Raw genomic sequence first — 13,446 nt, forward strand, 5'->3', positions numbered from 1 at the left:
TGAAGCGTTAGAATGCAGGCTGACGTCTAGGGATCGCACTCAAAAACTCATTGCGCGCTTGATTGTCATGTACGTACTCACCCAACATCGATGTTGTACGTGTGGTGGAGTGCTGCTTATTTACGCCGCGCATCATCATACACATATGCGCTGCATCCATCACTACTGCTACGCCGCGACAGCCAGTGACATCCATGATAGTTTGTGCCACTTGCTCGCTTAAATTTTCTTGAACTTGCAAGCGACGGGCGAACATATCGACAATACGGGCAAATTTTGATAAGCCCAGTACTTGACCATTGGGTAAATAGCCTACATGAGCGATACCATGAAAAGGCAGCATATGATGTTCGCACATTGAATAAAATTCAATATTTTGTACCAATACCAGCTCGCGATTGCTTGATGGAAACAGGGCGTCGTTGACGACTTCATCCAAGCTTTGATGATAACCTTGGGTTAAATGTGCAAAAGCTTTTGCGGCACGCATCGGCGTTTCTTCAAGACCGGGACGCTGTAAGTCCTCGCCAGTTGAGAGAATCAGTTGACGATAAGACTCAACGCTTTCTTGGTAATTTGATGCTATTGTTGGGGTGTTACTCATAAGTTTGGCAGCCATCCAAAATGTGGGTGTAGCTTAACGCTAAATCCCTAATTACGAACAGTTACAAATAACTGTTGTAAAGGATTTTTATAAAAATTGTGCAAGCTGGGAAGGGCTGTGATTATACTTGAAATCTACTTAACTTCATACTGCTGTGGCGAGCAGTTGGGCGTTTAATCGATATTAGACGACATTATAAGGGGATACAGTTTACGACTGTTTACTTAAATTAATTCGTGTATAATGACTTATTTTATAATTTGTACTTTTTACGCTGTGATATTCATCATATCTAATCACTCTAAATAACTTAATATGATTAAACAATTTTGATCGACCCAAAAGGAAATATTATGCTACTACAAGGACAACGATTTGTCGTGACAGGCATTGCGAGCAAACTGTCTATCGCTTGGGCTATCGCTGAGGCACTGCACCGTGAAGGTGCCTCATTAATTCTCACCTATCCTAATGATAAGATCAAAAAGCGTGTCGATATGGCAGCGGAGAAATTCGAAGCAGATTTGGTACTTGAGTGTGATGTGGCGTCTGATGAGTCTATCGCTGCCTGCTTTGAGCAAGTCACTGCCCATTGGGGTGATGGAATCGATGGTGTGGTACATGCGATTGGCTTTGCACCGATGGATCAGCTTGATGGCGATTTTGTTAAGGCGACGACCCGTGAAGGTAGTCAAATTGCCCATGATATCTCAAGCTATAGTTTTGTAGCATTAGCCAAAGAAGCTCGTGCTTTATTGGCCATGCGTCACGGTTCGATGCTGACATTGACATATGAAGGTAGTATCTCGGTATTGCCAAACTACAACGTCATGGGTATGGCAAAGGCCAGCCTCGAAGCCAGTGTTCGCTATTTGGCTACTTCGATGGGTGGTGAAGGCATTCGTGTCAATGCGATCTCAGCAGGTCCTATTCGCACGCTTGCTGCCAGTGGCATCAAATCATTCCGTAAAATGCTCGATATCAGCGAAAAAATAGCGCCGCTACAACGTAATATCACACAAACCGAAGTTGGTAATGCGGCGCTTTTCTTGCTATCACCTTGGGCATCTGGTATTACCGGCGAGATTATGTTTGTTGACGCAGGTTTTAATACCGTTGCTATCAGTGAGCAATTAATGATGCTTGATGAGCCGAAATAATCCACTTCAATAGTCGGTTATAGGGTTCTATACATCAGGAAGGCAGCCAATAGGTTGCCTTTTTTGGTTATAATAGATGCTTTTTGGTGATAAGCCATTAGGCGGCGAATATGATAACCAAATTACCGAAGTGGATATTGTGGGGAGGGGCAGTACTGGCATTCAGTGCTGGCTGTGTTAACACTGCTGCGTTAATGGGGTTTACCAATCTATCGGTTTCTCATGTCACTGGCAACGTAAGCTTATTTGCAGCGGCTATTGCTTACTTGGATGTGCGTAGTATCTTGTATATCGGTGCGCTGCTATTGTCTTTTTTGGCAGGTGCGATACTGAGCGGTTATGTGATTGGGCAGACATCATTAAAGTTAGGTAGGCGCTATGGTAGTGCACTATATATCGAGGCGGCACTGTTAATGGTCAGCTACTGGTTGTATCAGCAGCATGATTATTTAGGACAGTTGGCAGCGGCAATGGCATGCGGATTACAGAATGCCATGGTAGCGACTTATAGTGGCGCGGTTATTCGTACCACCCATTTGACAGGTTTGACATCAGATATGGGCGCAGCGATTGGCAACTGGTTGGCGGGTCGATCGATTAGCAAACCGACATTAGGGTTTCAAGCCATTATTTGGTATTGCTTTTGCGGTGGTAGCGCCGTTGGAGCATTTTTATTCGCCAAGGTTGGCTATGAAGCGCTATTTGTACCCATTGCTATCGTCCTGACGGCAGCATTTATATATAACTATGTCTCAGATCGCCTGCCAGAAAAAAGAGAGCCAAAACACGAAAGGCACTCATCATAACGATCAGTGCCTTTTATTTTTTGCTTTCAGGTAATAATAAAGCTGTGATTTATTTTTTACCTTCTTCCTTATGGTCTTCATGTTCATGCAACCCTTGCATCATATCGAGTGCAGAGTCATCGGTACGCTGCTGATCTTTTTTAGCCAAACCGTCTTGATTGATATCTCTTGGTGCCATTTTAGTGGTTGAGTCTGTTTTATTTGCATCTGTCATAAAGTGCTCCTATTTATTGTTATTCATTTTCCGATATAAATACTAATAAAAAATAGTTGTTAAGCTATTACTGGTATTAGAAATTTATTTTGACTTATTTAGTATGAGATAGCACCATACGCTTGTACATACTAAGTGTACGCTTGTTTAGTGACGATGTGTAACTGCAACTCACAAGGCTTGCTGTTTAATGAAAGGCAATTACTTGGTTATAAGTTGCTCTCACTCACTCTCGGCATTCGGTTCAAAAATTAAAAACTCATGAGATAAATGTCATCTCTATAAAGTACCGTTTTAAAGTACCTTTCCTAAAACGCATTAAAGTAATTCTTTACCTGTGAAACAACCATATTTATTGCAAATTTTATAAGGTTTTTTTATAAAGGCTTTGTTGCATCAGCTTTTTGTTATATATCTGTTATGATAACGGCGTATTTTTTGCGGTTGCTGGTTGAACAACCGTCAATCGCTAACATGCGTTTTTATTTTAGCGTCTTTTTACACTGTCTTTGGGAAAATAAGGACATTTTATGTCAGAGCAAAAATTAGATAGCCATCTTCCTGATGATGGCAATGAGTATTTATTTACCGATACCTTTCCAAAGGGTACTGGTAAAGGATTGATAGTGGTCGCTATTGCGGCGGTTATCAGTATGATTATTTATAATGTATTGCCATTCGATATCAATGCCAATAAGGGTCTTGCCTTATTGTTCTTCATCGGCGTACTGTGGCTAACGGAAGCGTTGCACGTCACGATTACGGCACTATTGGTAGTCGTGGTTGGTGCCCTAGTTGGTATACCAGAATTCGATGCCGAAATAGGCTTACAAAGCTTTGCCAATCCGACCATTTATTTGTTTTTTGGTGGTTTTGCTTTAGCAGCAGCCCTGCATGTGCAGCAATTGGATAAAAAAATTGCCCTGAAGATTTTATCGATGTCAGGTGGCAAATTAAGCACAGCGGTATTTTTGATATTTGGCGTGACCGCATTTTTGTCGATGTGGATATCGAATACTGCGACGGCGGCGATGATGTTGCCATTAGCGCTGGGTATTTTAACGCAAGTTGACCGTGAAAAAGACCGAGGCACTTTTGTATTTGTACTATTAGGTATCGCTTACTCAGCAAGCCTTGGTGGTTTAGGTACGATCGTTGGTTCGCCACCAAATGCTATCGCTGCAAAGGCGCTAAATATTGCCTTTGTGGACTGGATGAAGTTTGGTGTGCCGATGATGCTGGTATTATTGCCGCTATTGTTAGGCGCGATGTATGTGTTTTTGAAGCCCAACCTGAACCGTAAAATTGTATTGGTTGAAGATGAGCCTATTGTATGGAATAAACCTCGCGTAGTGACGATTATCGTCTTTATTGTCACCGCATTGGGCTGGATTTTCTCCAAAAAGATTGGTGCTGCGCTTGATATTACGGATACTGACGCAGTTATTGCCTTATCAGCTGCTGCCGCTGTGGTCAGCTTAGGTTTGGTATCGTGGAAGCAAGTGTCTGATAATACGGATTGGGGTGTGCTCATGCTGTTCGGCGGTGGTATTGCCCTGTCGACGATTCTGAAGGTGTCAGGTGCCTCTTTGGTATTGGGGGAGACGGTCGCTAATGCGTTGTCTTCTGCACCGCTTATCGTGGTGATGATTGCGGTATCAGCATTTATTATTTTCTTAACGGAGTTTGCTTCTAATACCGCCTCTGCCGCCCTGCTGGTTCCCGTATTTGCTGCCATTGCAGAGCAGATGGGTTTACCGCACGAAGTGTTGGTATTGGTCATCGGTATTGGTGCATCTTGTGCCTTTATGCTACCAGTTGCAACACCGCCAAATGCGATTGTCTTTGGTACGGGATTGATTAAACAGAGCGAAATGATCCGTACGGGTGTCATTCTTAATATCATTGCTACCTTTGTCGTCGGATTGTGGGCTTATTTCTTCTTAATATAGTTTAGCAATCACATTAATCATAATTTATGAAACCCAATGTCTTAATAATCACGAGCCATTGGGTTTTTTTGTTTCTCTTTTCTGTTCCTTTTTACGGTTAGTCGATGTATAACATAGTGATTTGTTAGGAAAATAAATAGGATGGCGCACTCTAACTCCAACTCTAATAACAAGCAATTAAATACTATCGCGGCTATTTCCGAGATTCATAGTAATGTTTTCGCGCTTGAAGCCGTGCTGACTGATATTAAACAGCGCGATATTGATCAAATTGTTAATCTGGGCGATATTCTATACGGACCGATTGCCCCTAAAGATACCTATGCGCTCTTAATGGTACAGCAGAACGATATCATTACTATTCGAGGTAATCAGGATAGACAGATTTATGAAGCGACAACGGCGGAGATTGGCAACAACGCAACCATGGCTTTTATCATAGAGGACTTGCCTAAAGCAGCGGTTAAGTGGCTGCAGAATTTGCCGTTTGATTGTCATTTGAGTGAGAATATTTATCTGTGCCATGGGTCACCAACCGATGACATGGTCTATTTGTTAGAAAATATCGAGACGGGTCAGCCGACCTTACGTGATAATCTAGACATTTTGGCACAGCTTAACGGTATCGATAGCACCGTTATTATATGTGGTCATACTCATATTCCACGTACAGTCACGCTATCGACAGGTCAGATAATCATCAATACAGGTAGCGTGGGTTACCCTGCCTATGAAGATGACTTGCCTGTTTTGCATAAGATGCAAACCTATTCGCCCCATGCCAGTTACGCGCTTATTAAATGTGTTAATACTGAACAGGGTAAATACTGGCAAACTGAGCATATCAAGGTGCCTTATGATTATGAAGCTGCGGCTGAATTGGCTTCAATGAACGGTCGCGAAGATTGGACGTTTGCACTGAGAACAGGGCGAGTATTGCCTTGATGAGCAATTAAATATATAAGTATCAGGATTTTACCTATTTTTAGCATGATTTACTAAGTTGCAAGCTATTATATGCATCAATATCTCTATGACCACACCAAACCTCTTTCAATGCGGGTAGCGCTTGAATATCTATTTGCCTAAAAAAACCGTCTACATTAAGCTGTCGATAATTCGCTCCTCGATCCATTAGTTGATTAGAAAATAAAGAAAAGCTTGCAACTGGCGTCTCAGAATGGCTATAGATATGAATACTAATAACATTAGCTCCCTCTTTGCCGCCTAGACCTTTACGCCAAAAACCATGGCTTTGGCTGTTTATCTCATCGACTATGGCTTGCATTTTTTCAGGCTGATGCTTTGCGTCGTAAGATAGTAGAATAGGGTTTGAATAAGGGTTCTCAATTTCAACTTTGCTGATGTCATGATAAGTAGCTCTTGATGTTAAGCTTGATTCTTTATTTGTACAGGAAGTTAAACACAACACTATTGGCAAAAATATAGTCGCTATAAACGTCAGCTTAATAGCTATCAGAATGCCCATATTGATCCTTTTTATATGATTTATCTAACATCACACATTTTACTCAGAAGTTATTAACGTACAAGGTAATTCTTTATGCCAACACTCTTTATGGTACAGCTTGGTGGTCGCCCCAAAGGTCGTTTGATTGAGCAGCATGATATTTTCTTTGGTGTGGCCAATCAGGTGCGCGAGCTGGTAGACGATATCAATCACCACTGGCCTGAAGTCAAAAACAAATGGCATATTGATTCATACAGAGCGATTACCAAAGTGGGAAACCATACTGTTAAATTGATCGAGTCAAACAATCAAACAGCGAATGATAACGGTTTAAAACTGTTCTTTATTAATTTAGGCGGCTATCAGCAGGGGAGTTTTGAAGAGTTTCATCATAAACTGCTTATCGTCGCTGCTACTCAAGCAGAGGCTATTAAACAAGCCAAACAAAGTACATTTTATAAAGAATTTACTTTTAAAGATAAAGACACACCTTTTAATGCCGCATCGCACATTGATGATAAATTCGAGGTAGATATTGATGATATATACAACGTGAATGACCTTGTCTCAAACATACAGATTTTAATTGAGCCTACGATTCATAATAGTCACGAACTTGCAAATGCTGATGAAGATAAAGAGTATGTTGGTTATCTAAGTATCAAGAATTTAAGGAAGTTATTTTAAATTCATTTCATTTTTAGTCTCATCATTTAATTAAGGACACACCCTAATATGGCTTTAAATATGTACTATAAAAATGGCATGATTCGCAAATCGCGTTGCCAACTCTCTGATGAGCTATTACCGACCCTTTATCAGATTCATGATAATGCTAAGTTTCCACAACTCACTTGGCTAATTGATAATGTGTATGAAAATCCGCAGATTCAACCTGATGTCGCACAAGCATTAGCTGGTGAAATGGTAGCGTTTGAGAGGTTAATACTTTCGCTGCATCTGCCTTTTCCTAGGCTGCCATTACAAAAGTTGCAGAATTTCTTTATGGGGGCTGCTATTCGTCAACAGATTATTTATACAAGTAGCATGTGAGCTTACAAATAATTTATTCACAGAAATAAAATAGGGCTGGCAGGTTTGAAAAATTTGATAAAATGTCACTACTAAACCACGAATTTACGAACCTTTTATGATCTATCAGTGCATCACAGAAGAGGGTGAGCATTTACGTTTGGATGTGATCAATAGCGATATTGGTTATATGCTCAAGTATTATTTCGCCACCCAAGGTAATCCTTTAAGGTTAGAGGCGCAGCAAGCTACTGAGGATACCTATTATACGACTCTTTCTAGTGGTACTAATCTCGTTATGCGGGATCCGAATAATTACTATGAGCTGACACAATTTGAAGATAGCGATACCTCTTTTTATATTATTAGTGCCATCACTGGTCAGGAGATGAATCATTTTTCTTGTGAGAATAACTCGATTGAAAATGATCAGTATGCTTTGATTGCTCAAATGGAGCCAGAGCATTTTAAATTTAAGCCTATGACTAATGAGCTTAGAAATATTTTGACTGAGCGTTTTGAAAATAGATAATAGTCTGCATAGTTGCCAAGCAAACACTATAACCGCCTTGAATCACGCCCAAATTACCCTCATAATCTAACCACTTCCAAACAATAAATAGCCTAAGTAAATATGCCGACTGAAAACAATACCGATGAGCTTAGATTCGATGAATTAAGTAAATTAGCAAACACAAGTGACGATAATTCAAATATGACAGAAAACAGTAATAAAGCGTCTTCACAACCTGATATGGTTATTGATTTACCAGTACTCGCTAAAGACAGTTATTATTTAAGTCGTCTCGAGCGTGAGCTGGCAAGGGCTGCTATGGCTAAAAATAAAAAAGATTCTAACGATAAAGCCGATGATGGGCTAACTAAAAAACGTGCACAGTATGAAAAAATCAAGACCCGCTCACAGCAAGCGGTGCAGGCACGTATGGATAGTATTCCAGAAAAACTGGCAGAAAAACTGAATCTTGATTTGCCCGTGAGTCAACGTGCAGAAGATTTAGTACAGGCAATTATTGATCACCAAGTCATTATTGTTGCAGGGGAGACAGGTTCTGGTAAGACGACGCAATTGCCGAAGCTGGCAATGCTGGCAGGTCGCGGTATCACTGGACAGATAGGGCATACCCAGCCTCGACGATTGGCCGCACGCAGTGTGGCAAACCGTATCGCTGAAGAACTGGGCGAGCAGCTCGGTGATACTGTCAGCTTCAAGATTCGCTTTAATGAGCAAGGTACGGCGCAATCTGTGGTTAAGCTCATGACCGATGGTATCTTGCTGGCTGAATTGGGTCACGATAGATTCTTAAGTAAATACGATACTATCATTATTGATGAGGCGCATGAACGTAGCTTAAACATTGATTTTATTATGGGTTACCTGAAAAAACTGCTGCCCAAGCGCCCTGATTTAAAAGTGATCATTACCTCAGCAACACTTGATACCAAACGCTTTAGTGAATACTTTAGCCGCTATGATAATAAGTTAAAACGCAACGTACCTGCGCCTATTTTCAATGTCGAAGGTCGTAGTTTTCCAGTGGAAGTTCGTTACCGTCCCCTCACTGATGAGCCAGTGAACAGCTCGGATGATGATAGCTACGATGACTTTGAAGAAAATCTGCCACGTGCAGTCGTTGCCGCCGTCGAAGAATGCTTTAGCGATGCACAAAATAAAGGTCATGCTGACCAAGCAGACATCTTGATATTTGCCGCCACAGAAGCGGAGATTCGTGAGCTACAAGAGGTGCTTGAGCGTCATGGGCCAAAGCATACAGAAGTGCTGCCACTATTTGCACGGCAGACTTATGAAGAGCAGCAGCGCATCTTCCAACCGTCAGGTCGTGGTCGGCGTATCGTTATCGCGACCAACGTTGCCGAAACTGCGCTGACCGTACCCGGCATTCGTTATGTGATTGATTTGGGTTTTGCGCGGATTTCTCGTTATTCGTATCGCTCACGCGTACAGCGTCTACCCATTGAGGCGATCTCGCAAGCGGCTGCCAATCAGCGTAAAGGGCGTTGTGGTCGTGTTGCACCAGGGGTTTGCATTCGTCTGTATAGTGAAGAGGACTTTACTGGTCGTCCGGAATTTACCGAACCTGAGATTTTGCGAACTAACTTAGCCTCGGTTATTTTACAAATGGCCAATCTGCGTTTAGGTAGCGTTGATGATTTTGCCTTTATTGAGCCGCCTGACAGTCGCTTGGTTACGGATGGTCATAAATTGCTTGATGAGTTAGGCGCGATTACCTCTAAAAATGAAGTAACTGCTGCTCATCAAAACAATAAGCCAAAACCAAAAAAAGGTCTCGACCACTTAAGCCTGACGCCAACTGGACAAAAAATGGCGCGTATGCCAATCGATCCAAGGCTAGCACGTATGTTGGTTGCGGGCAGTGATTTTGATTGTATCCGTGAGATGCTGATTGTAGTAGCGGCTCTTGCTGTACAGGATCCACGCGAGCGTCCTGCCAATAAACGCCAGCAAGCCGATCAAAAGCATGCGGAATTTCGTCAAGATGATTCCGACTTTTTATTCTATTTAAGTCTGTGGAAAGCGCTATTTGAAAAAGATGAAGATGGCAATAAGCTGTCTGGCAATCAGCGTAAGAATTTTACCAAGAAAAACTATCTGAGCTTCCCGCGTGTACGTGAGTGGAATCAAACCCATCGTCAGTTAGTACAAATGGTCACAGACCTCAAGCTGACGGATGTTAAAGAGGCAAAAGCTTCCGATAAAGGAACCGATAAAAATGCTTCGTTAGAAAACATGACCAGCGACCCTACCGCGATAGAAGATGAAGAACTCAAAGCGGTTAAATATGCCAATTTACACCGCGCATTATTGACAGGTCTATTGTCTACAATTGCGCATAAAACCGAAAATCGCGGTGAATATCTAGCAGCGCGCCAGCAAAAAGCCAAAATCTTCCCCGCGAGTACGGTATTTAAACAAGTACCACCTTGGGTCATGGCTTTTGAAGTGGTCGAAACCTCGCAAGTCTTTATGCGCACTGTTGCCAAAATTGAACCAGAATGGATTATCTCAGCCGCAGGTGACTTATTAAAGTATCACTACTTTGAGCCGCATTGGTCGAAGAAGACTGGACGAGTGAAAGCTTACGCGCAGATTAGCTTATTTGGGCTGATTATTATTAGTAAACAGCTGACCAATTATGAGCAAGTGAACTTGGCTGAGTCACGAGAAATCTTCATCCGTGATGGTCTGGTGACTGGTAATTTGGGGCGTCAAGCGCCATTTTTACAGCATAATATGGATAAAATTGCCGACATTGAACGCATTGAAGATAAGTTACGTCGTCGTGATTTGTTGGTTGATGAAGAAGCACTGTATCAGTTTTATGATAAAAAAATACCTGAGCATATTGCCAGTCGCAAAGCCTTTGAAGATTGGCGTGCCGAGGTTGAAAAAACTGATGCCAAATATCTATTCTTTACCGATGATGACGTGCTCAATAGCCAAGCACCGACCACAGGCGATTTCCCAGAAGTGTGGAAATTGGGTGATTTAAAACTACCGCTACGTTATGTCTTTGATCCGTCCAGCGATGATGATGGCGTGACCATTCGTGTGCCACTTGCCGCGCTACCGCAGCTTGATGCGATCGAACTATTGTGGGGCGTACCCGGTTGGCGTTATGAGCTAGTATTGCAGTTGCTTAAGTCACTACCAAAGGATATCCGCCGTCAAATTGTACCGATTCCTGATACAGCCGATAGCTTGTTTGATGAACTGCAACCTGCTGGTGGACAAGGATTGCTCAAGCAGCTTTGCCAAGCCCTAAATCGTCGCGGCGTTATGTCAGTAACGCCTGATAGCTTTAATCCCTCTAGCATTGATCGCTATTTGCAGCCGCAAATCTGTGTGGTCGACGACAAAAACCGCATTATCGAAAAGGGTCGCGACCTGCAAACGCTACAGATTCGTCATGCCTCTGAAACCCGCCAAGCGGTGAATGAGCAGCAAGGTACGCATACCGAATTCCCTGAGCATTTTGCCTTTAGCAAAAATCATCATAGTGCAGGCGTGGTGATGAAGCAGTTTGCTGCTTTGGTTGCAGATGCGTCAGGTGAAGCGGTATCTATCCATCAATATACCGATGTCAATGCAGCGTTACAGGCACACCGTATCGGGGTTTTGACCTTGATAAAAGGTAAGCTTGGTGCGAAGAAAAAACAGCTGACCAGCCAAATTGATAAAATATTCAAATTGGCATTCGCGCCACTTGGTGATATGGAGAAGCTAAAAACCATCGTCATCGACGCGGCATTGGACGCGTCGCTTGAAGAGCATTATGTATTATTTGATCATAGTGCTGATTTGCCTGAAAGCGCTGATGATACTGCCGTAGCGCTTGCTGAAGAATTACCCTTTACGCCAGAAGAGTACGAGAAGACCTTGGAGGTGGTGTCGGGTAACTTTCTATTGACGGGTCAAAACGTCATAAAAATCCTTAAAAATGTCTATACCCGTTGGCAGCGTATTCGCCAGAGTTTACTCATGCTTGATAGAGAGGTATTTGGTGAGTCTATCGAAGATATCGAAGACCAATTAGAAGATTTGCACTTGGCTGATTTTGTTTATCGCATGGATTATAGCCATTGGCAGCAGTATCCGCGCTATCTAGAGGCGCTTGAAATTCGTATCGAACGGCTTGAGCACAATCTCGAATCCGATCTCGAAGGCGTATACGCGCTTGATGTGCATATGGAGCGGTTGGCAAATCGTGCCAATGATAAAGCCATTAGTGAGTACCGCTGGATGGTCGAGGAGTATCGTATTCAGCTATTCGCGCAACCGATGAAAACCCGCATGGCAGTGTCACCAAAGCGCCTAAGCAAGATGTGGGATAAAATGAGTTAGGATAGCGTTAGATTTTTAAAACTTGCTAATTGACAGCATATGACAATTGTCTTGTATAGCTCTTTGATTTAGTCGATAATATTTGATTAAATTAAAGAGCTATTATTTTTTATATCGGAGTTTTTTGGTCGTTACTTAATGTACTGATGTAGGTTTTTGAGCAGGATAAAGAATAATGATTAAAGGTAAATTGATAATATTAGGATTTGCATCAACTATATTTATGAGTACGGGCTGTGATGAAACACAAGCCAGTAATAATAAAAATGTGAAGGTATTTGCGCCAACAAGCGTAGAAAAAGAAGTGCAGTTACGCGGCAGTTTTAAAAGAAGCTTTGAGATTCATGAGTTCGTTTCTGATAACATTATTTACTATGTGTCAGACCCAAATCAGCTATTAATTAAAGATTCAAAAAGTCTCAATCAAAAAGGTTATTACAAATATTTCGAAACTTGCGTCATTGGTAACATTAGCCCCATCGGTCAATATGGGCCTCTAGGCAAATATCAAAATCAAATAACTATTCGTGAGATTTGCGCGTAGCTTTGATAGAGTAGGTTATCGTATGGATATCCTACTGATTTTAAGTAACTAACTTTCACTCACTATCGATAAAAAGGCTGGATTGGCAATTGCTAACCCAGCCTTTTGTTTATTTAATGCGCATTAAAGCATTTGATTAACTTCTGGATATACTCTATTACTAGGAGACAAGATGTCATCTAGCATCTCTTTATCCATCAATTTTTCTTCTAATACAATGTAATAAACACTGCACTCATTTCTTGTGTTCTTCTCACGACAAAAGAAGACGCATCATAACCAAGATGCAGGTGTTATCGTTTTATTAATCTCATTGAATTGATTTTAAGTATCATTGTTTTTTTGCGATGGATAAATCTTTTATGAAACAAAAAAGCAAAGGTGGCGTCATATGACCTTTGCTCTAAAATTTAGCACCTGAGTAAAATTAGTGGCTGATCTTTTCTGTCAGCACACCCATACTATAAAGCAAGAATGCTATAACGGTCAGTGCTACAATAAATGGCGTGAGTATCCAAATCACCACGTTGATCAATAATGAGGGCAATAATCCATTAAATAATACCGTGTTTGGTGTAAAAAAATCTGTCATGACATCGACTGCACGCTTAGCTACGGGGAATAGCAAGGTGCTTAGTGCCAGCATATAAATATACTTGCTAAAACTAGGGTCGCTCATGACTACCATAAAATAAAACACCAAGAAATAAGTGACACCCAATGCCCAGCATTTGAGAGTATAGCTTAAACGAATCATGTT

At 41.7% G+C, this 13,446-nt stretch carries 13 protein-coding genes; 9 read left to right on the plus strand and 4 right to left on the minus strand.

Features of this window, described 5'->3' with window-relative positions; all coding sequences use genetic code 11:
• Window positions 1-7 precede the first annotated feature (7 nt).
• Complete coding sequence (folE, locus tag ACP7AE_RS00585) at window positions 8-604, minus strand: GTP cyclohydrolase I FolE (RefSeq protein WP_426240992.1); 597 nt, start codon at window positions 602-604, stop codon at window positions 8-10.
• Window positions 605-957: 353 nt separating this feature from the next.
• Between folE and ACP7AE_RS00590 the strand changes: the two genes are divergently transcribed.
• Both ACP7AE_RS00590 and ACP7AE_RS00595 read left to right on the plus strand, forming a co-directional pair.
• Window positions 958-1,764, plus strand: a complete 807-nt coding sequence (locus tag ACP7AE_RS00590) for an enoyl-ACP reductase FabI (protein ID WP_060491067.1) — start codon at window positions 958-960, stop codon at window positions 1,762-1,764.
• Between the two features lie 110 nt (window positions 1,765-1,874).
• On the plus strand, window positions 1,875-2,570 hold the full coding sequence (locus ACP7AE_RS00595; RefSeq protein WP_426240993.1) for a YoaK family protein: 696 nt from the start codon (window positions 1,875-1,877) through the stop codon (window positions 2,568-2,570).
• Window positions 2,571-2,619: 49 nt separating this feature from the next.
• Here ACP7AE_RS00595 and ACP7AE_RS00600 read toward each other — a convergent pair whose 3' ends face one another.
• Window positions 2,620-2,784, minus strand: coding sequence for a hypothetical protein (locus ACP7AE_RS00600; RefSeq protein WP_201539643.1), 165 nt, complete (start codon window positions 2,782-2,784; stop codon window positions 2,620-2,622).
• Between the two features lie 530 nt (window positions 2,785-3,314).
• Here ACP7AE_RS00600 and ACP7AE_RS00605 point away from each other — a divergent pair.
• Window positions 3,315-4,736, plus strand: coding sequence for an SLC13 family permease (locus tag ACP7AE_RS00605; protein WP_426240994.1), 1,422 nt, complete (start codon window positions 3,315-3,317; stop codon window positions 4,734-4,736).
• A gap of 141 nt (window positions 4,737-4,877) precedes the next feature.
• Window positions 4,878-5,681 carry a metallophosphoesterase family protein gene (locus ACP7AE_RS00610; RefSeq protein ID WP_426240995.1) on the plus strand — a complete coding sequence of 268 codons (804 nt, stop codon included), beginning with the start codon at window positions 4,878-4,880 and terminating at the stop codon, window positions 5,679-5,681.
• 40 nt (window positions 5,682-5,721) lie between these two features.
• Here ACP7AE_RS00610 and ACP7AE_RS00615 read toward each other — a convergent pair whose 3' ends face one another.
• On the minus strand, window positions 5,722-6,225 hold the full coding sequence (locus ACP7AE_RS00615; RefSeq protein ID WP_426240996.1) for a hypothetical protein: 504 nt from the start codon (window positions 6,223-6,225) through the stop codon (window positions 5,722-5,724).
• 75 nt (window positions 6,226-6,300) lie between these two features.
• Here ACP7AE_RS00615 and ACP7AE_RS00620 point away from each other — a divergent pair, with 75 nt between their 5' ends.
• The 5 genes from ACP7AE_RS00620 (at window position 6,301) to ACP7AE_RS00640 (ending at window position 12,686) form a co-directional block, all read left to right on the plus strand.
• Window positions 6,301-6,894 carry a DUF1543 domain-containing protein gene (locus ACP7AE_RS00620; protein ID WP_426240997.1) on the plus strand — a complete coding sequence of 198 codons (594 nt, stop codon included), beginning with the start codon at window positions 6,301-6,303 and terminating at the stop codon, window positions 6,892-6,894.
• 48 nt (window positions 6,895-6,942) lie between these two features.
• Window positions 6,943-7,260 carry a hypothetical protein gene (locus ACP7AE_RS00625; protein WP_426240998.1) on the plus strand — a complete coding sequence of 106 codons (318 nt, stop codon included), beginning with the start codon at window positions 6,943-6,945 and terminating at the stop codon, window positions 7,258-7,260.
• A gap of 97 nt (window positions 7,261-7,357) precedes the next feature.
• Window positions 7,358-7,771: a hypothetical protein gene (locus ACP7AE_RS00630; protein ID WP_426240999.1), complete on the plus strand. Its 414-nt coding sequence runs from the start codon at window positions 7,358-7,360 to the stop codon at window positions 7,769-7,771.
• 183 nt (window positions 7,772-7,954) lie between these two features.
• Window positions 7,955-12,142: an ATP-dependent RNA helicase HrpA gene (gene hrpA / locus ACP7AE_RS00635; protein WP_426241165.1), complete on the plus strand. Its 4,188-nt coding sequence runs from the start codon at window positions 7,955-7,957 to the stop codon at window positions 12,140-12,142.
• Between the two features lie 175 nt (window positions 12,143-12,317).
• Window positions 12,318-12,686 (plus strand): hypothetical protein, encoded by a 369-nt coding sequence (locus ACP7AE_RS00640; RefSeq protein ID WP_426241000.1) that lies wholly within the window; start codon window positions 12,318-12,320, stop codon window positions 12,684-12,686.
• 427 nt (window positions 12,687-13,113) lie between these two features.
• Here ACP7AE_RS00640 and ACP7AE_RS00645 read toward each other — a convergent pair whose 3' ends face one another.
• Window positions 13,114-13,443: a hypothetical protein gene (locus ACP7AE_RS00645; RefSeq protein ID WP_201539636.1), complete on the minus strand. Its 330-nt coding sequence runs from the start codon at window positions 13,441-13,443 to the stop codon at window positions 13,114-13,116.
• Between the last annotated feature and the right edge of the window lie 3 nt (window positions 13,444-13,446).

Origin of the sequence: Psychrobacter sp. TWP2-1-2, assembly GCF_049896785.1 — a bacterium.
Classification (GTDB): Bacteria; Pseudomonadota; Gammaproteobacteria; order Pseudomonadales; family Moraxellaceae; genus Psychrobacter.